Here is a 20,264-nt window from a genome sequence, read left to right as displayed (position 1 = left end):
GGCTACCTGGGCCGGCGGGCGATCTGCACGTTCTCCAGCACGCCGACCGCGTCCGGCACGAGGATGGCGGCCGAGTAGTAGGCGCTGACGAGGTAGGAGGTGATCGCCTGCTCGTTGACGCCCATGAAGCGGACGGACAGACCCGGTTCGTACTCGTCCGGCAGACCCGTCTGATGAAGGCCGATGACGCCCTGGTTGTCCTCGCCGGTCCGCATACAAAGGATCGAGCTCGTCATCTCCCTCGTGACGGGGATCTTGTTGCAGGGAAGGATGGGAACCCCGCGCCAGGCCGGGACCTGCTGACCACCGAGGTCGACGTGGTCCGGATAGAGCCCGCGCGCGCTGAACTCACGCCCGATCGCCGCGATGGTCCTGGGGTGCGCGAGGTAGAACTTCGACCCTCGACGCCGACAGAGCAGCTCGTCCATGTCGTCCGGGGTCGGCGGCCCGGAGTGCGTCTGGATACGCTGCTTGAAGTCGGCGTTGTGGAGCAGACCGAACTCCCTGTTGTTGATCAGCTCATGCTCCTGGCGCTCGCGCAACGCCTCGACGGTGAGCCTGAGTTGCTCCTCGGTCTGGTTCATCGGCCCGTTGTAGAGGTCGGCGACCCTCGTGTGGATCCGCAGAATGGTCTGGGCGACCGACAGTTCGTACTCGCGCGGGTTCAGCTCGTAGTCGACGAACGTGCCGGGCAGATCATGCTCGCCGGTGTGGCCGGCCGACATCGCGATCTCCGCCTCGCCGCGGTGGTTCTGCCGTTGACGCGGAAGGGATCTGAACTCCTCGATGTGGTCCCGGAGGCCCGGCGCCATGGACAGCACGGCTTCGAAGTCGGCGCGCGACAGGGTGAGCAGGGTGCCCGAGGTCACGGCGGTGGCGGTGTGGTCCCACGGGGCGTTCCCGTCCAGCAGGGCGTGATCCCCGAACCGGTCGCCATTGGCGAGTACGTCCAGGGCGACCTCGTCGCCGTACCCGCCGACGGAGGTCCGGCTGATGCGGCCGTGGGCGATCAGGTGGAGTTGATGCGCGGGCGCACCGCGCTCCACCAGCGTCTCGCCGATCCGGAAGTCGCGTTGGACGCACCGCTCGGCGAGGGCGGTCAGTACCTCCACGTCGTCGAAGCCGCGCAGCAGGGCCAGTTCACCGAGTTGATGGGGGATCACCCGGACATCCGCGCCGTCCTGGACGAACTCCACGCTCCCGTCGCCGACGGTGTAGGTGAGGCGACGGTTCACCCGGTAGGCCCCGCCCTTGGTCTCCACCCAGGGGAGCATCCGCAGCAGCCAGCGGGAGGTGATCTCCTGCATCTGCGGGGCGGACTTGGTGGTGGTGGCGAGGTTGCGGGCGGCCGCCGTGCCGAGGGACTGCCGGGGTGGCTCCAGCTGCGCGTCCGGGATCGAGTCAACAGTCATCGGGCGAGCTCTCCTAGTTCAGGGCGGTGATGACACCTGCATGGGCTCATCGGACCAAACAGGAGAAAGAGGGTTTTCGAGGGGGAATCCGTCCAGACCCAGGTGAACAGTAGTGGCCGCTTCGTCCCGTGTACCAAGGAAAGTCGGCGACGTTAACTCGATACGATGATCGCGCCCGCACGATGTTTGCCCGGGTACCGACAGGATTCGGCCTCGTTCGGGGCGGCGAGTCCCGGCGAGCGACCGCTCGGCTTCCACTGCGAAACCCTTGCCGGACGCAGGAATTGGCCATTTTGTCGACGCGACCGCTTTTCGGGTGACGTGCCGAGGTGCTACGACGTCGACCCGGTCGGCGCGTGCTCGCGTCTCGCGCCGAGCGGCGACGTAGCGGGGCCGGGGGCACCCGCGCATCGGGCGTGGCTCGGCTGCCGGCGGCCCTGTGGTCGTGGGGAACATTCCAGCAAGGCCCCCGGGTTCGTCAAGGGGGCGCAGGCATATGGCATATGACGAGGCGTCAGTAGCGCGGGGTGACTCGCGGAACCGGTTCACGCTGGGCCTGCCGTCGACACCTCCGCTGTCGAATACCCCGTTCCGTTTCACCCTCATGCGGGGGTAGCCGGGTGGGGCGGGTTGCGGCCATGGTGGGACCCATCGAGAAGAGTTCGTGACCCGACCCGGCCGCTGGGCCGGTCGGCCCCCTCCATGTTCCAGGGGCCGAGGCGCGAGATCCGTACCTGCCCCCTCCGCCCCGAGGTTCTGCCGCCCCGTACAGCCACTGTGCGCAAGCGCGTTCGCACGCCCAGAGAGGCACTTCCGATGGATTTCTCCTATTCACCGCGGCTCGTCCGGCTGAAGGAAAGCGCTGTCGATCTCGCGCAGAAGATCGCGGGCTACGAGGACGAGTGCGAGACGTCGGGCGGCCTCGGCCCCGAGAGCCGAGCCGCCCTGCGCCAGATCGTGCTGGACAGCGGTCTGCAGGCGATGAACGCGCCGGTCGAGTGGGGTGGCGCCGGGCTGAGCTGGACCGAACAGGTCACCGTGGAAGAGGAGTTGGGGACGCTCACCAACGGACTGTGGGCGGCGGTGTGGCGCCCCACCGCCGCCGCCCTGCTGGCCTCGACCCCCGAGCAGCGGGAACGCTATCTGTTCCCGGAGAACCGCGGCGAGCGGTTCGGGGCCCGGGCCATCACCGAACCCGAGGCGGGCTCCGATCCCCGGCGGATCGCGACCGTGGCGCAGCGCAGGCCCGGCGGATACCGCATCACGGGCGAGAAGTGGTTCGTGACCATGGGCGACGTGGCCGACTATCTGATCGTGCTGGCGGTGGTCCAGCCCGACGCCGCTCCGACGATGTTCCTCGTCGACAAGGACGCGCCCGGTGTACGGCTCCTCGAAACCCCGCGCTACTCCCACAACTTCGCCTACGAGCACCCGCACTTCGCCCTCGATGGCGTCGAGGTCGGCGAGGACGCCGTCCTCGGCTCGGTGGGCGACGGACTCGCGCTGGTCCAGGCGACGTTCTTCGAGGAAAGGGTGCTGGTCGCGGCGCACGCGGTGGGCGCCGCCGAGCGTGCCCTGCGGCTGGCCGCCGACTGGGCGCGTGAGCGGGTGCAGGGCGGAAAGCCCATCATCAAGCACCAGTTGATCCAGGCCATGCTGGCGGACTCCGCGACGGACATCGCAGTCAACCGCATGCTGGTCTACCGGGTCGCGTGGGAGATCGACCAGGGCGGGGATCCCAAGACACTCAACGCGAAGGTGGCCATGGCCAAGGTGTCGGCCACCGAGGCCGCCGGCCGGGTCGTGGACAGGGCGGTGCAGATCTTCGGAGGGCGCGGATTCATCCGGGACAACCCGGTGGAGCGTCTCTACCGGGATGTGCGCGTCGACCGGATCTGGATGGGTACCTCCGAGGTTCAGCGGCTGATGATCGCCAACGAGATCGACAAACGGGGGCTGCCCGGCCTGCTGCACTTCCCGGCGGCACCGCCGGACGCGCCCGACCTGGCGGATGCGGCGGACACGCAGGTCTCCGTGGCCGGCGCCGACGAGGCGCTCCTGGAAGGAGCCTCCCGGTGAGCGCGCCGACCGTGGCGCGCCGGGACCCCGCGCGAGTGCTGCACGACGTCCTGGAGCCGTACCACGCGGTGGTGTACTACGCGCCCCAGGTCTACGAGGCCTTCCGGGGCGTCGGGTTGAGCGGCACCTGGCGTGGCTACTTCGGTGGACGCGCGGCACCGCTCGGCGCGGTCACCGCACCCGTGGTCACCGCCGCGTTCTACCATTTCCGGCCGAGCGTGGTCGCCGCGACGGTCCCGGCGGTGTGGGAGAAGGCGGCGCCGGAGAAGGTGCTGGCCGCGCGGCTGGCCGGAGTCGACGCGGCGCTGCGCGCGGTACTGGGCGACGTGCTCGACGGGCCGGAACTCGCCGAGGCCGCGTCACTCGCGACGGACGCCGCAGGGGCGTGCACCGTACCCGGACGGATACTCGGTGCCGCGAACGCCGCCCTCGAACCCTCGTCCGTACCGCATCTGGCGCTGTGGCAGGCGGCGACCACGCTGCGGGAGTTCCGTGGCGACGGGCATGTCGCCGCGCTGACGCACGCCGGGTTCGACGGTGTCGAGGCGCTGGTGAGCATCACCGCGGCCGGCGGCGAGGTCCGGGAGGACATCCAGGCCAGGCGCGGCTGGAACGACGAGGAGTGGGCCGAGGGCGAGCGAAGGCTGCGCGACCGCGGGCTCCTGGACGCCGACGGGGAACTCACCCCCGAGGGCCGATCGGCCCGGGGCACGGTCGAAGAGCTCACCGACCGGTTCGCCGCGGCACCCTGGAACGCCCTGGGCCCGGCAGGCACCCGACGGCTCCACACCCTGCTCCGGCCGATCGGCGAACGCGTCATCAACGCGCTCCGGCTACCGCTGCCCGTACCCACGGACTCCTACGGCAGCTGACCCCGGCATCCTCCAGGACGACGTCCCCGACCAGCTTGGCGGAGCACGTGACAGACCTGACCGATCTGACCCCTCCCCACCCCCTGAACCCCCCCACCGAACCGGGCGACCCCCAACCGGGTGACCCCACCGACCCCTTCGGCACTGATACGCCGGGCAACCCGACCGACCCCCACGGCACGCGTTTGCCGGGTGACTTGGCGGGGGGTTTCGCGGTGGCCACTCCGCCGTACGCCGTTTTCGCGAACGACGGGCGCGCTCTGTGGGACCGGATGGAGCTGCGGCAGCTCGTCGACACCTACGCGTACGCCCTCGACCGGCGGATGACTGAGCTGTTCGCGTCGCTGTTCGGTGCGGGGGGCGAGCTGGTGCTCATGCGGCCCCCGGGCAGCCTTCGGGCGCCGTTCGTAGTCGACGGGCGCGACGGCTGGGCGAAGGCGCTGGCCGTGCTGGAGCCGTGCCGGGTCACCACGCACTTCGTCGGCAACCACCTGGTGCGGCTCGCCGGGGACAGCGCGACCGGGGAGACGTACTGCCTGGCGCACGAGATCTACCCCGCCGACGGGGCGGACCGGATAAGGGTCCGGTCCATCCGCTACCACGACTCCTACCGCCGTACGAACGGTTCCTGGCTCTTCGCACGCCGGGAGCTGACCATCGACTGGACCGAGGACCGCGCTCTCCGTTCCCCCTCCGGTCCCTAGGGCCGGGCGTCGAGCTCCCCTGTGCCCGGCGACGCGACGCACACGTGCTCGCCCGCACCAGGCGCGACTCGACGACCGGCCACAGGCCACAGGCCGCCCACGACTGCCCGCGCCGCTCCCCTCCCGGCCGGCGCGGGCCCCCCGCTCATCCTCCCCAGCACCGCGGCTGCCACCGGCGCGCCCGCGGCGGAACGACCCATGCCGGCGAAGGACGGAACATGGTTGCAGAGAGTGTGCTCACCGAAAGCGGCGCACCCGCTCCGGGCGGAGGCGTCACCGCCACCGGCCCGATCGACCCGTGGGCCCCCGACTTCGCGGGGGACGCGCTTGTGCGGCGCGCGCACCGCATCAGAGAAGCCGCACACATCGTGCGGGAACGATCCACCGGCCGGACGGGCCTGGCCCCCGGCAGCGAGTCGGCCCGGACCGGGCTGGCCGCCGACGGCCTCCACCAGATCCTCGGCACCCTCCCGCCGCTCTACCCGGAGTGGCTTGGCGACCCCTCGTTCTGTACCGCCCACGGGGTCCGATTCCCGTACGTCGGCGGTGAGATGGCCAACGGAATCGCGACCACCCGGATGGTCATCGCGCTGGCCCGGGCCGACCTCATGGGGTTCTTCGGCGCGGGCGGACTGGACCACCGGAGCGTCGAACGGGCTGTGGCCGACCTGGCGGCGCAGCTCGGCGTCCGACGCAACTGGGGGGTCAACCTGATCCACTCCCCGCAGGAACCGGAGTTGGAGGAGCGGGTGGCCGGCCTCCTCGTCACCCGGCGCGTGCCCGCCGTCTCGGCGTCGGCGTTCATGGCACTCACTCCCGCGGTGGTGCGCTGTGCCGTGGCGGGGCTGGCCACGGACCCGTCGGGCGTGATCGTCCGGCGCACCCGCGTCTTCGCGAAGGTGTCGCGGCCGGAGGTGGCCGAGCAGTTCCTCTCGCCCGCCCCACCGGCTGTCCTGCGTGTCCTCGTCGAGCGCGGCGAGATCACCGAACGGGAGGCCGACCTCGCGGCCCATGTGCCCGTGGCCGAGGACCTCACCGTGGAGGCCGACAGCGGCGGCCACACCGACAACCGGCCGCTGGGCGTACTCCTGCCCGTCCTGGTCGCGCTGCGCACCGAACTCGCGGCGCGGCACGGCTACCGGGTTCCGCCGCGCGTGGGCGCGGCCGGCGGCCTGGGCACCCCGGAGGCGCTGGCCTCCGCGTTCGCCATGGGCGCGGCGTACGTGGTCACCGGCTCCGTCAACCAGGTGGCCCTGGAGGCGGGGCTGTCCGACGAGGGCAAGGGCCTGCTCGGCCAGGCGGACGTCGCGGACGTCACCATGGCGCCCGCGTCCGACATGTTCGAACTCGGCGTCAAACTCCAGGTGTTGCGCAGGGGCACGATGTTCCCCGCGCGGGCCCACCAGCTCTATGAGGTGTACCGGACCTGCGAGTCGCTGGAGGCGATCCCCGAGGACGTACGCGCTCGGCTGGAGCGTGACGTACTGGGCGGCACCGTCGACGAGTTGTGGAGCAGCACCCGCCAGTACTGGCAGGACCGCGACCCGGGACAGCTCGACCGGGCGGAGCGGGATCCCAAGCACCGTATGGCGTTGCTGTTCCGTTCCTATCTGGGGCAGTCGAGCCGCTGGGCGATCACCGGCGAGTCGGCCCGGCGCACCGACTACCAGATCTGGTGCGGTCCCGCGATGGGTGCCTTCAACCGCTGGACGAAGGGCAGTTTTCTCGCGCTGCCCGAGAACCGGTCCGCGGTCCAGATCGCGCTCAACCTCCTCGAAGGAGCCGCCGTGGTCACGCGGGCCCAGCAACTGCGCAGCTATGGCGTGCAGTTGCCCGCCGTCGCGTTCGCCTACCGGCCCCGGCCACTGGCCTGAACCCCGACGACGACTCCTCCCCGTTGCGCGGGTGGGCTCCCGAGCCCGGGATCGCCCCGCGCTGAACATCGTCGTATCGCCCGCATGCCGTTCCCTGCCGTTCCCTGCCGTTCCATGCCGCTCGGCGTCATCCCCATGCTGCAGACGGAGAACTCCTATGACCGCATCGACCGCGTCGTCCGGACTCACTGGTTCCGCCCCGACCGGATCAGGCCGGCCGAACCGCCCGCTTCACGTCCCCATAGCCGTCATCGGCACTGCCGCGCTGGCCCCCGGTGCCGCCGACGCGGAGGGCTTCTGGCGGAACGTTCTCACCGGACGGGATCTGATCACCGACGTGCCCGCCGACCACTGGCTCGTCGAGGACTACTACGATCCCGATCCGTCCGCGCCGGACCGGACCTACGCCCGGCGCGGCGCGTTCCTTCCCGCGACCGACTTCGACCCGTCGGCGTACGGCATCCCGCCCAACGCGCTGCCCGCCACCGACACCACCCAACTGCTCGCCCTCGCGGTCGCCGAACGGGTGCTGGCCGACGCGGGGTCGAGTGGGGCCGAGCGGTTCGACGGGGAACGGACCGGGGTCATCCTGGGCACGGCAGCGCTGGAACTGCTGCACACCATGAGCAACCGGATGCAGCGTCCGGTGTGGCTGAAGTCGCTGCGGGAGAGCGGCATCCCGGAGGAACGGGCCCAGGAGATCTGCGACCGGATCGCCGACCACTACGTGCCGTGGCAGGAGGAGTCCTTCCCCGGCGTGCTCAGCAATGTCGTCGCCGGGCGGATCGCCAGCCGTTTCGACCTGCACGGCTCCAACTACACCACGGACGCCGCCTGCGGCAGTTCGCTCGCCGCGGTGACCGCCGCCGCCAACGAACTCGCCGTCGGGACAGCCGACTTGATGATCACCGGGGGCGTCGACACCCTCAACGACATCCTGATGTACATGTGCTTCAGCAAGACCCCGGCACTCTCCCGGTCCGGGGACTGCCGGCCGTTCTCCGACGCCGCCGACGGCACGATGCTCGGCGAGGCGCTGGTGATGTTCGCGCTGAAACGGCTGGACGACGCGGAACGCGACGGAGACCGGATCCATGCCGTGCTGCGCGGGATCGGCAGCTCCTCCGACGGCCGGGGAAGCGCCATCTACACGCCCGTACCCGCCGGCCAGGCCCGTGCGCTGCGGCGGGCCTACGCGTCCGCCGGATACGGTCCCGAGTCCGTCGAACTGGTCGAGGCGCACGGCACCGGGACCACGGCCGGTGACGCCGCGGAGTTCACCGCGCTGCGCACCGTGTTCGAGGAGTCCGGCCGTACGGACGGCCAGTGGTGTGCGCTGGGTTCGGTGAAGTCGCAGATCGGGCACACCAAGTCGGCTGCGGGCGCGGCCGGGCTGCTCAAGGCCGTGATGGCACTCCGGCACAAGGTCCTGCCGCCCACGATCAAGGTGGAACGACCCAACCCCGCACTGGAGTTGGAGAAAAGCCCGCTGTATCTGAACACCGAGGCCCGCCCCTGGGTGAAGGACACGGCGCAGCCCCGGCGTGCCTCCGTGTCGAGCTTCGGGTTCGGTGGCACCAACTTCCATCTCACGCTGGAGGAGTACGTTCCCACGCCAGGGACGCGGTCCCGTCCGGTTCCGCCGGCCCGGACAGTGCCCACCGAACTGGTTGTCCTCGGCGCGTCCTCGGCGGAAGAACTTCTCACGCGAGCAGCGGAGTTGGCGAACGAGGTCGCGGACGGCACATGGGCCGGAGCGGCGTTGGCGGCTCAGCGGGCCTTCCGGCCGTCCGATCCGTACCGGCTCGCCATGACCGCCACGGGGCCCGAGGATCTCGCGAAGCGGCTGGAGCAGCTGAGCACGTTGATCCGCCGTGACCCCGACCGCCCGCTGACCACGCCGGACGGCGTCACCTACCGCACCGGCACCGCCACGCCCGGCCGGACGGCCTTCCTCTTCTCCGGGCAGGGCAGCCAGTACACCGGTATGGGTGCCGACCTGGCCATACATCTCCCTGCGGCCCGGGAAACCTGGGACCGGGCGGCCGGGCAGGAACTCGACGCCGAACTTCCCCTGCACCGGGTGGTGTTCCCGGTTCCCGCCTTCACGGAGGAGAGCCGCGCCGCACAGCGGGACCTGCTCACCCGCACCGAGTGGGCCCAGCCGGCGCTCGCCGTGCAGAGCGCCGCACTGCTCGCCGTGCTGCGTGCCGCGGGTGTCGAGCCCGACTGCGTCGCCGGTCACAGCTTCGGTGAACTGGTCGCGCTGCACGCCGCCGGAGTCCTCGACGAGCGCGTGCTGCTACGACTGGCGCGCAGGCGCGGGGAGTTGATGCGTGACGCGGCCACGGAGCCGGGCGTCATGCTCGCGGTGATGGGGGTTTCGCGCGAGGACGTCGCCACACTGACCGAAGGTTTCGAGGACGCGGTGTGGGTCGCCAACGAGAACGCTCCGCGGCAGGTCGTCCTGTCCGGACGGGCCGACGCCGTGGAACAGTTGGAGCGTCGGCTCGGCGCAGGGGGAGTCGCCGTACGGCGGTTGCGGGCGTCGGGTGCCTTCCACACTCCGCTGATGGCCGACGCGGTCGAACCGTTCACCGAGTTCCTGGACGACCTGGACCTGCGGGCGCCGAAGTTCGACGTGTACGGCAACGCCGACGCGCAGCCGTATCCGGACGATCCCGCGCTGATCCGGGAGAGGATCGCCGGGCATCTGCTGTCACCGGTGCGGTTCGTCGCCGGTGTCGAGGCGATGTACGAGTCGGGGGTACGCACGTTCGTCGAGGTCGGGGCGGGGTCGACGATGACCGGGCTGACCGGGGAGATCCTCGACGGCCGCGAACATCTGGCCCTCAGCCTGGACCGCAGGGGCGTCCACGGCGTCACGGCGCTCCAGCAGGCCCTGGGCACCCTGGCGGTGTCCGGTGTCGCCGTGGACCTGGACGCGCTGTGGGCGGTGGGCGTCCCGGCCGAGGCCCGCGAGGACGGAGACCGGGGTGCGCATCCCCAGCCCCCCGCACAGTCCCCCGCCCAGTCCCCTTCCCGGCCCCGGATGGCGGTACCGATCTCCGGCGCCAACCACGGTGCGCTCTACCCGCCGCCGGGGGGAGCGAAGGCACTGCCCCGGCCCGTCCCCGCCGCAGCGGCAGCGCAGGCCGAGGTGGCCCCGGAGGCCGGGTTCGCACCGGCTCCGCCCGGCGGAGCGGCTACGGCCGATTCCTGGCTGTCGGCCTTCCAGGAGACGCAGCGGCAGGCCGCCGAAGCACACGCGGAGTTTCAGCGGACCATGGCGGAGAGCCATATGCAGTTCCTGCGGACGCTGGAGACACCCTCACTCGGCGCGTTCGCCGGCACCCCGCTTCCGGAGCCGGCCCGCCTGATCCCGCCGGCACCCCAACTCTCGCTACCCACAGTGGAGTTCGCGCCGTCGACGCCGCCACAGACCGAAACGGCGGCAGCACCGACAGCCACCCCGAGGGCGGAGACCACTCCCGTCGCCCCCGGGCTGGACGTGGGTGTACTGCTGCTGGAAGTGGTCGCCGAGAAGACGGGTTTCCCAGCAGAGATCCTGGAACCCCATATGGAGTTGGAGACGGATCTGGGGATCGATTCCATCAAGCGGGTGCAGATTCTCTCTGTCCTGCGTGATCGTGTGCCGGCACTCGCGCGGGTGGATGCTCATGAGCTCGCGCCGTTGCGCACGCTGCAGCAGATCGGCGACAAGTTGCGGGAGGCGCAACAGTCCGGCAGCCCTGCCACCACGCCCGTCTCGGCCCCGACTGTCGAGGAAGACCTGGCTGCCGTGCTCTTCGAAGTGGTCGCTGAGAAGACGGGTTTCCCAGCAGAGATCCTGGAACCCCATATGGAGTTGGAGACGGATCTGGGGATCGATTCCATCAAGCGGGTGCAGATTCTCTCTGTCCTGCGTGATCGCGTGCCGGCGCTTGCCCGGGTGGATGCTCATGAGCTCGCGCCGTTGCGCACGCTGCAGCAGATCACCGACAAGCTTCGTGAAGCCGAGTCCGGGGCGGTGGCGCCGGTCGCCCTGCCCGTGCCGCCGCCCCGGCTGATTGAGGAACAGAGCCCACCGCCGCCCCAGTTGGCACGGGCCGTCAGCGTGATGGTGACCGCGCCGCTTCCGGGGATGGAGCTGGCGGGGCTGCGGGACGGGCCGGTCCTTGTCACCGACGAGGGGACCGGTGTGGCCCAGCGGTTGGTGGACCGGCTGGGGGAGCACGGCGTCCGGGCCGCGGTCGTGACGGAGGCCGTGTTGGCCGAGGCCGGTGATGTGGCCGACGCGGAGGGCGGTGGCGTGGTGCTGCTCTCCGGTCTGCGCCCCGTCACCTCCGCCGAGGCGGCGACCTCCGTCAACCGGGAGGCGTTCGACGCGGCGCGTTCCGTGGCCCGGCAACTGGCCGCGCACGGACGGGTGTTCGTCACCGTCCAGGACACCGGAGGTGACTTCGGGCTGGGCGGCGGACAGGGTGAGCGGGCCTGGCTCGGCGGGTCGGCCGGGCTGGCCAGGACCGCCGCGAAGGAGTGGCCCGACGCCAAAGTCAAGGCCGTCGACTGCGAGCGCGGTGACCGCGACGCCGACGCCCTCGCCGAGGTGCTCGCCACCGAACTGCTGGCCGGCGGTTCGGCCGGCGACATCGGACTGCGAGCCGACGGCACCCGCTGGGCGCTGCGGGACAGGGCCGAGCCCGCCGGGCCGGCCGAAGCGGCGGGGGAACACGCCGGACCACTGAGCCCGGACGCCGTGATCGTCGCGACCGGCGGCGCCCGCGGGGTGACGGCGGTGACCCTGCGCGCCCTGGCCGAGGCTCATCTGCCGTCCATCGTCCTGCTGGGCCGCACCGAACTGACCGAGGAACCGCCCGGGTTGGCCGAGGCCGCGGACGAGAGGCAGCTCAAGGGACTGCTCGCCGGCCACGCCCGCCGACAGGGCGGCACGATTCCGTCCCCGGCGGAACTGGCCGCCGAGGCCGCCCGTGTGCTGGCTGTCCGCGAGATCCGGGCGACCCTCGACGCCATCGCGGCGAGCGGCTCCCGGGTGCGCTATCTGTCCGTGGACACCCGCGACGCGCGGGCGCTGCACACGGCCCTCGACACGGCGCGCGAGGAGTTCGGGCCCATCAGCGGCATCGTCCACGGAGCGGGCGTCCTCGCGGACAGCCGGCTCGCCGACAAGACCGACGCGCAGTTCGCGGATGTCTTCGACACCAAGGTGGAAGGGCTGCGGGCACTGCTCGCGGCGACAGCGGACGATCCGCTCGACCTGGTGTGCGTGTTCTCCTCCGTGGCGGGTCGCTTCGGCAACACCGGCCAGGCCGACTACGCCATGGCGAACGAGGTCCTGGCACAGGTCGCGTCCACCCTCGCGGTGAACCGTCCGAACTGCCTGGTGAAGTCCATCGCCTGGGGCCCCTGGGACGGCGGCATGGTGGGACCGGAGCTGCGGGAGCACTTCCGTGAGCAGGGCGTGCCGCTGATCCCGACGGACGCGGGCGCCCGGGCTCTGCTCCGGGAACTGAGCGACGTACCCGATCCCGCTCGGGTGCGGGTCTCCCTGACCGCCGGCGCCGCGGACGCCTCCGCGTCCCTGGGCGCGTCCCCGGCACAGGCCGTCGGCGGGGACATCGAGGTCGGGCTCGCTTCCCACCCGTATCTGGCGGACCACAGCGTCGCCGCGACCCCGGTGGTGCCGATGGCGCTGGTCATGGAGTGGTTCCTGGGCGCCGCCCGGGCCTGGCGTCCTGATGCCCAGGGCTTCGTCCTGCGTGACCTGGAAGTGCTCAGCCGGATCGGCATCGACGGACCGGACACGTCCCCGGAGCAGGGGCAACGGCTGAGGGTCCGTGGAATGGCGGCTCCCGCCGGGGATCCCGCGTCGCCGCGGCTCGTCCTGGAACTCACCAGCGGTGCTCCGTTGCCGCACTACCGGGCGGCGGTCGAGGTCCTGACGGAAGCGGACCGGCCGATCAACGAGTCGGTCCGGTACGACGCCCGGGATCTCGGCGGCCCGCCGGACCAGGAGATCTACGACGGCCACGTGCTGTTCCACGGTCCGGCCTTCCACGCGATCACCGCCCTGGAGGGAATCTCCGCGACGGCCGCCGCCGCGCTCGTACGCGGCGTACGCGAACTGGACTGGCCCGGAGAGGGCTGGCACACCGATCCCGCCGCGGTCGACGCGGGTCTCCAACTCGCCCTGAAATGGGCCGAGTACGTGCACGACGGCGCGTTCCTCCCGATGGGCGTGGTAGAGGTCAGGACCATGGCCCGGGGCCCGGTGGGGGAGGGCGCCCGGTGCGTGGTGCTCGCCCGGGGCGCGGCTCGGGACCTCGATGTCTCCTGCGACGTGGCCCTGCTGGCACCGGACGGGTCGGTGCACACGGAGTTGCTCGGGGTGACCCTCGTTCGCCGCCCGGACACCAACAAAGTCTCGACGGCCCGGTCCTCCGCCCCGGATTCGGCGTCGGACGCAGCTCAGGTCGCCACCGCTACCCGCTCCGGTTCCGCCTCCGGCGGCGACCGTTCCGTACGAACTCTTCCGGCACCCGCCGGGACACCGGGCCGGAGGTGACCGGGGCCATGCGCTTCGAACCGATCGCTGTCGTCGGACGCGGCTGCGTCATGCCCGACGCCCCCGACCCCGACACCTTCTGGGACAACGTCCTCGCGGGCCGGGTCAGTCTGCGGGAAACCCCGCAGGACCGCCGTCGCCTGTCCGACACCTGGGCACTCGGCGATCCGGCCGACTGCGTGGACCGGACCTGGAGCCGGACCGCCGGCTATGTCACGGACTTCACCGCCTCCGGTCCGCTGGACCCGTCCCTGGATCCCGTCTTCCACTGGACGTGGCACGGAGCCGCCGCCGCACTGCGGGAGGCCGGCCAGGAACGGCTGCTGCACCGCGCGGGACTGGTGCTGGGCAACCTGTCGTTCCCCACGACCGGCATGGCGTCCTACGCCGAACACATCTGGCTGCGCGACCAGTACCTGACGTCGGGCGGCCCACCGCCAGACCCCCGCAACCGCTTCATGTCCGGCCTGCCCGCGCACCTCGCCGCCCGCGAACTCGGCCTGGGACTGGGCGGGTTCGCCCTCGACGCGGCCTGCGCCTCGTCGCTCTACGCAATCGGGCTCGCCTGCCGGAAGCTGCAGGAGCGCCGGGCCGACCTGATGGTGGCGGGCGGGGTGAACAGCGCTGACGACCTCTTTCTCCAGGTCAGCTTCTGCAGCCTTGCGGCGATGAGCCGCAGCGGGTCGAGCCGGCCCTTCCACCGGGACGCCGACGGCCTCGTCCCCGCCGAGGGCGCCGCCTTCGTCGCCCTGATGCGTCTCGACGACGCCCTCGCCGCCGGAGCGCCCGTCTTCGGGGTGATCCGCGGGATCGGGCTGTCCAACGACGGCCGGGGCAGCGGACTGCTCGTCCCCTCGGAGGACGGCCAGGAACGGGCGATGCGGCAGGCCTACGAAGCCGCGGGCGTCGCCCCGGAGAGTGTCGGCCTGCTCGAATGTCACGCCACCGGCACGCCCGTCGGTGACGCGGTGGAAGTACGCAGCGCGGCGCGGGTGTTCACCGACGCGGGGGACCTGCCGGTGGGTTCGGCCAAGTCCAATGTGGGCCATCTGATCACCGCGGCCGGCGCCGCCGGGCTGCTGAAGACGCTGGGCGCGCTGCGTGCCGGGATCCGCCCGCCGACGGTCGGCGCGGAGGAACCCCTCGCGGCGCTCTCCGGCACCCCGCTGCGGCTGCTGCACGAACCCGAGGAGTGGACAGGGCCGCGCCGTGCGGCGGTCAGCGCGTTCGGCTTCGGCGGCAACAACGCCCACCTGATCGTCGACGCGTGGACCGGCGAAGACTCCGGAACCCCGGCGCTTCCCCCGCCCCCGCGCACCCTTCGGATGCCCGAACCGATCGCCGTCGTCGCCGTCGGCGCGCGGGTCGGTGACGGCCGGGGCATGCCCGATCTGCGGGACGCGTTGTTCGCGGGGGAGCGCCGGGACGCCGCCCGGGACACCGTGGAAGTGGCCTTGGACGGGCTGCGGTTCCCGCCCCTGGACCTGGAACGCACCCACGCCCAGCAACTCCTGGTCCTTGAGGCGGCCCGCGAGGCGGCGGACCGCACGCCCCTGCCCGGGGACCGGACCATGGTGCTCATCGGCATGGGCTGCGATCCCGAAGTGGCCCGGTACATCACGCGTTGGCGGATCCCGGAGCTGCTGGACGAGAACGAAACCGGGACCGGAAACGAAGTCGATGCCGCTGACCTCGATCGCGTACGGGAGTTGCGGGACGCCGTGCAGACGGCGGCCCAGTCGGCGTCCGCCGTGGTCGGGGCGATGCCCAATCTGGTCGCGAACCGGATCAGTGCCCAACTCGACCTGACCGGGCCAGGGTTCACGATCAGCGCGGAGGAGGCCTCCGGCCTCGTGGCGCTGGAGGTCGGCGCACGGGCACTGCGGGCGGGCGACGCCGACGCCGTGCTGGTCGGCGCGGTGGACCTCTCGCACGAGCCCGTCCACCGCGCGGCCCAGGCCGAACTCGGCCGGGACGACCGGCCGGGAGACGCGGCTGTCGTACTGGTGCTCAAGCGACTCGCCGACGCCCGCGCCGACGGCGACCCCGTTCTCGCCCTGCTGGACACGGAGTTGGCGGAAACGCCACCGTCCGAGGACCACAACGAGGACGCCGTCGCGCGGCGGTGGACCGTCGGGGACCCCACGCAGCCGGACGCCACACCGGATCACTTCGATCCGGCCGATCTGTTCGGCCGTGCCCACGCCGCGAGTGGACTGCTCGCCGTGGTGTCCTCGGCGCTGGCCCTGCACCACCGGGCCGTTCCGCGGGCCGGCGCTCCGGCCCGCCCCGCACTGCGTGCTCGGACCGCCGTGGCCGGGGTGGAACCGCTGGGCGGGCCCGTCCGACAGATACGGCTGCGCGCTGCCGATCGGGCCCCCTACCTCACCGAACTCCCGCGCAGGGTCCATGTGTTCTCGGGGGACAGCCGCGCGGACGTCGTGCGCGCCCTCACCGAGGGACGTGAGTCGCGCGAAGGGCCGGCCCGGCTGGCGCTGGCCGCCGCCGGCCCGGAGGATCTCGCCGACCGTGCCGAGGCGGCGCGGAGGTGGCTCGCCGGGGAGGGCGGCGCACGGCCGGACCTCACGGCGTTCCGTGACCGACCGGTGGGAGGCGAAGTGGCCTTCGTCTTCTCCGGGGGATCCATGGCGTACGCGGGTATGGGCGCCGACGTCATGCTGGCCTTCCCCGACCTGCTCGCCGCCGTCGAGGAGCGCAGCGGCCCGCTGCACGGGCTCGTAGGCTGGGCCCACGAGGGCGAGCGGCCCCGGCCCCTGCACGCGCTCGACCAGATCTGGGGCGCGTCCGTACTCGGCCAGCTGCACGCCCGGATCACCCGAACGCTGCTGCGGATCAAACCGAACGCCTCGCTCGGCTACTCCTCGGGCGAGTCCAGCGCGCTGGCGTCGCTCGGCGCCTGGACGGACGTCACGGGCCTGTCCGCGCAGGCCCGGCGGGCCCAGCTGTTCGCGGACGGTGTGGTGGGCGAGCTGAAGGTGCCGCGCCGTGCCTGGCGGAAACTGGGTGTCGAGGGCACGGTATGGGCGAGTTACCAGGTGGAGGAGCCCGTCGAGCGGGTGCGGGCCGCCATCGGTGACGAACCCGGGGTGCACCTGATGGTCGTCAACACCCCCGACTCGTGTGTGTTCGGCGGTGAGGCGAGCGGCTGCCTGCGGGTCCTGGACCGGCTGGGCACCACCCAGGCGCTGCACATTCCCTACCAGGTCGCCGCGCACGTACCGGAGTTGGCGGAGATCCGGGACACCTGGTGGCGGATGCACCATCTGCCCACCACGGATGTCGGTGTGCGTTTCTACACCTGCTCCACCAGTCGCTGGTACCGCGCGAGCGCCGACGCGGCGGCCGACGCGCTGACAGAACAGGCCCTGGGCCCGATCGACTTCGGCCGTACCGTAGAACAGGCATGGGAGGACGGTGTCCGGGTCTTCGTCGAACACGGTCCCCGCAGCCACTGTGCGGGATGGATCAGGCGGGTCCTGGGGGACCGCGAGCACGTCGCGGTGTCTCTGGACGCTCCCGTGGGCCGCGGCATCAGTCAACTGCTTCGAGCCGCACTGGAGTTGGTGGCGGCGGGAGTGGAGGCGGACACCGACGCCCTGTGCGACAGGCTGGCCGCGGCCCGGCCCGAGCCCCGATCTGCGAGCCGCCGGCTCACCCTGCCCGCGCACCCACCGGCGATCCGGCTGCCCGGTCCCGGCACCCCACCGTCCCCCGAGGTGATGCCGAGGGCACCCCGGCTTCCGAGTGCACCGGAGTACCACGCGGTCCAGGTTCAGGTCCCGGCGCGGGACGCGGTAACCCACGGCGCTCCCGGGGTGGTTGGGGATCCGGATCGGATCCTGCTCCCCGCGCCGGCCGCCGCTCCGGTGCCCGTCCCGGCCCAGGCCCCCGCCGCGCCGGCCGGCGTCACGCCGGCCCTCGGCGCCCGCACGCACCACCCCGCGACGACCGCGGTCATGGAGGCGCGGCACCTCGCCGTTTCCGCCCACCGTCACTTCCTCGCCGTCCAGGCCCGGGTGCACGAGGAGTTCCTGGCGACACGACAGCGGGCGGCGGCCCACCTCCTGGCCGCTCATCTGAACGCTGCCGGTTCGCCGCCGAACGCCATCGGGTCGCCCCCACCCCCGCTCCCCGCGCCGCCGGCTCCTCCGGCAGTGGCCACGCCCGCGGCCACACGACCCCCCGCCGCAGCCGAGGTACCCCACGGCCCCGTCTTCACCCGCGCCGACCTGGAACGTCTCGCCACCGGACCGGTGTCCGCCCTGTTCGGCCCCCTGTTCGCCACGCAGGACCATTACCGGCGGCAGACCCGGATGCCGGCGCCGCCGATGCTGCTCGCGGACCGCGTCACGGGGATCGACGCGGAGCCGGCGTCCATGGGCACCGGGACCATCCGGACCGAGACCGACGTCCGGCTCGACAGCTGGTACCTCGACGCGTGCGGACGTATGCCCGCCGGGATCATGGTCGAGGCCGGCCAGGCCGACCTGCTGCTGATCAGCTGGCTCGGGGTGGATCTGCTCAACCGGGATAAACGTGTCTACCGTCTCCTCGGCTGCGAACTGACCTACCACGGCAGCCCGCCGCTCCCGGGCGAGACACTCCGCTACGAGATCCATATCGACGGCCACGGCGAGCACGGCGGCATCCGGCTGTTCTTCTTCCACTACGACTGCTACGTCGGGGACGAACTCCGGCTGACCATGCGGGGCGGCCAGGCGGGCTTCTTCACCGACGACGAACTCGCGCGCACCGGCGGCGTGTTGTGGGATCCGGCGACCGAGACCCCTGACCCCGCGCTGCCCTTCGACCCGCCACCCGTCAGCTCCCCGGTGCGTTCCTTCGGTCCCGACGCGGTGCGGGCGTTCACCGAGGGTCGACCCTTCGACTGCTTCGGCGCCGGCTGGGAACTCACCCGCAGCCACATCCGTTCGCCCCGGACAGGCGACGGGCGTATGCGACTCCTGCACGAGATGACGGAGTTCGACCCTGCCGGTGGGCCCTGGGGGCGCGGCTGTCTGCGGGCCGTCACCCCGGTCTCACCCGACGACTGGTTCTTCGAGGGCCACTTCCCCGAGGACCCGTGCATGCCGGGCACCCTCATGTTCGAAGGCTGCCTGCAGGCCATGGCGTTCCATCTCGCCGCCCTCGGCTGCACCGTCGACCGCGACGGCTGGCGCTTCGAACCGGCCCCGGGCAACCCCGTGCCGATGCTCTGCCGAGGCCAAGTGACGCCTGACAGCAGGAAGTTGACGTACGAGGTGTTCGTGTCGGGGCTGTCCACCGGACCCGAACCGGAACTGGTGGCGGACGTGCTGTGCACGGTCGACGGAGTCAAGGCATTCCATGCGCGGGGGGTCCGGCTGAGGCTCGTCCCGGACTGGCCGCTGACCCACTGGCGGCACCTGGGACCCGCCGCGGTCCAGCCGACCGGCGCGCCCGTCCCGCACCGCGCGCTGGCCGGTCTCGCGGGCCATCACGAGACGACGGCGATCGCCGAAGCCCAGGGCTTCCTCTACGACTACGCCTCGATGCTCGCCTGCGCGTGGGGCAAACCGAGTGAGGCCTTCGGCGCCGCCTACGCCCCGTTCGACAGCGCCCGCAGGCTGGCGCGGCTCCCGGGGCCGCCGTTCCACTTCATGAGCCGAGCCGTCGCCGTGGAGGGCCCCGCCTGGGTACCGAAGGCGGGCAGCACGGTGGAGGTGGAGTACGACGTTCCGGACGAGGTCTGGTACTTCGAGCAGAACGGCTTCGCCGTCATGCCGCTCGGCGTGCTCATGGAGGTCGTCCTGCAGGCCAGCGGCTGGCTGGCCTCTTATGTCGGCAGCGCCCTAGGTCACGACGAGGACCTGTTGTTCCGCAACCTCGACGGCACGGGAACAGTCCTGCGGGAGATCCGGCCCGGCACAGAGGTGCTGCGCACCCGAACCCGCCTGCTCGACATCGCGCACAGCGGCGACATGATCATCGAGACGTTCGGGGTGGAGTGCTTCGCCGACGGCGAACCGGTGTTCACGCTCACCACCATGTTCGGCTTCTTCCCGCCGGCGGCGTTCGAGAACCAGATCGGACTGCCGCCGACCGACGACGAACGGCGGGCCCTGGAACGGCCGTGCGACATCCGTGTCGATCTCGGCCCCCGGCCCGCGAAGTACTTCGACGGGCCGCTCCACCTGCCCGGTCCGATGCTGCTGATGCTCGACCGGGTCACCGGCTGGTGGCCGGACGGCGGCCGCGCCGGGCTCGGGAGGCTGCGGGCGGAGAAGGACGTGGACGCCGACGAATGGTTCTTCAAGGCCCACTTCTTCCAGGACCCGGTCCAGCCGGGATCCCTGGGCGTGCAGGCCATGTACCAACTCCTCCAGTTCTACGCCATGGAGAGCGGACTGGGTGACGGTCTGCGCCGGCCGCGTTTCGAACCGGTACTCCCCGGACGCCCGGTCACCTGGAAGTACCGGGGCCAGGTGACCCCGCGCAACAAGACGATCACCGTCGAACTGGAGGTGACCGAGACCGGCGAGACCGAACGCGGGCCCTACGCCGTCGCCGAGGCCTGGATGTGGGCCGACGGCACCCGCATCTACCGCGTGACGGACCTCGGTATCGGGCTGACCGAGGACGACGGCTGAGAAGGGGGACACCCCGATCCGCCGCCCCTCCTGCCTCTCCCGCTCCACCTTCCTCCGTTCTTCCCCTCCCCGCGAGCCCCTTCCCCG

At 71.8% G+C, this 20,264-nt stretch carries 7 protein-coding genes; 6 read left to right on the top strand and 1 reads right to left on the bottom strand.

Features of this window, described 5'->3' with window-relative positions:
* Positions 1 to 2 precede the first annotated feature (2 nt).
* Entirely contained in the window at positions 3 to 1,412 is a 1,410-nt protein-coding gene (locus tag QA861_RS29850) for a family 2B encapsulin nanocompartment shell protein (RefSeq protein WP_334591786.1), read from the bottom strand.
* Positions 1,413 to 2,228: 816 nt separating this feature from the next.
* Between QA861_RS29850 and QA861_RS29845 the strand changes: the two genes are divergently transcribed.
* The 6 genes from QA861_RS29845 (at position 2,229) to QA861_RS29820 (ending at position 20,177) form a co-directional block, all read left to right on the top strand.
* Positions 2,229 to 3,491, top strand: coding sequence for an acyl-CoA dehydrogenase family protein (locus tag QA861_RS29845; protein WP_334591785.1), 1,263 nt, complete (start codon positions 2,229 to 2,231; stop codon positions 3,489 to 3,491).
* On the top strand, positions 3,488 to 4,363 hold the full coding sequence (locus QA861_RS29840) for an SCO6745 family protein (RefSeq protein WP_334591784.1): 876 nt from the start codon (positions 3,488 to 3,490) through the stop codon (positions 4,361 to 4,363). Before QA861_RS29845 ends, QA861_RS29840 begins: the two co-directional genes overlap by 4 nt.
* A 47-nt stretch (positions 4,364 to 4,410) precedes the next feature.
* Entirely contained in the window at positions 4,411 to 5,067 is a 657-nt protein-coding gene (locus QA861_RS29835; protein WP_334591783.1) for a nuclear transport factor 2 family protein, read from the top strand.
* Between the two features lie 218 nt (positions 5,068 to 5,285).
* Complete coding sequence (locus QA861_RS29830) at positions 5,286 to 6,941, top strand: PfaD family polyunsaturated fatty acid/polyketide biosynthesis protein (RefSeq protein ID WP_334591782.1); 1,656 nt, start codon at positions 5,286 to 5,288, stop codon at positions 6,939 to 6,941.
* A gap of 157 nt (positions 6,942 to 7,098) precedes the next feature.
* Positions 7,099 to 13,527, top strand: coding sequence for an SDR family NAD(P)-dependent oxidoreductase (locus QA861_RS29825; protein ID WP_334591781.1), 6,429 nt, complete (start codon positions 7,099 to 7,101; stop codon positions 13,525 to 13,527).
* 8 nt (positions 13,528 to 13,535) lie between these two features.
* On the top strand, positions 13,536 to 20,177 hold the full coding sequence (locus QA861_RS29820) for a beta-ketoacyl synthase N-terminal-like domain-containing protein (RefSeq protein ID WP_334591780.1): 6,642 nt from the start codon (positions 13,536 to 13,538) through the stop codon (positions 20,175 to 20,177).
* The last annotated feature ends 87 nt before the right edge of the window (positions 20,178 to 20,264 follow it).

Source organism: Streptomyces sp. B21-083 (genome assembly GCF_036898825.1).
GTDB lineage: Bacteria > Actinomycetota > Actinomycetes > Streptomycetales > Streptomycetaceae > Streptomyces.
Note: the sequence above shows the minus strand (reverse complement) of the source record. Positions and strands in the feature narration are given on the sequence as shown.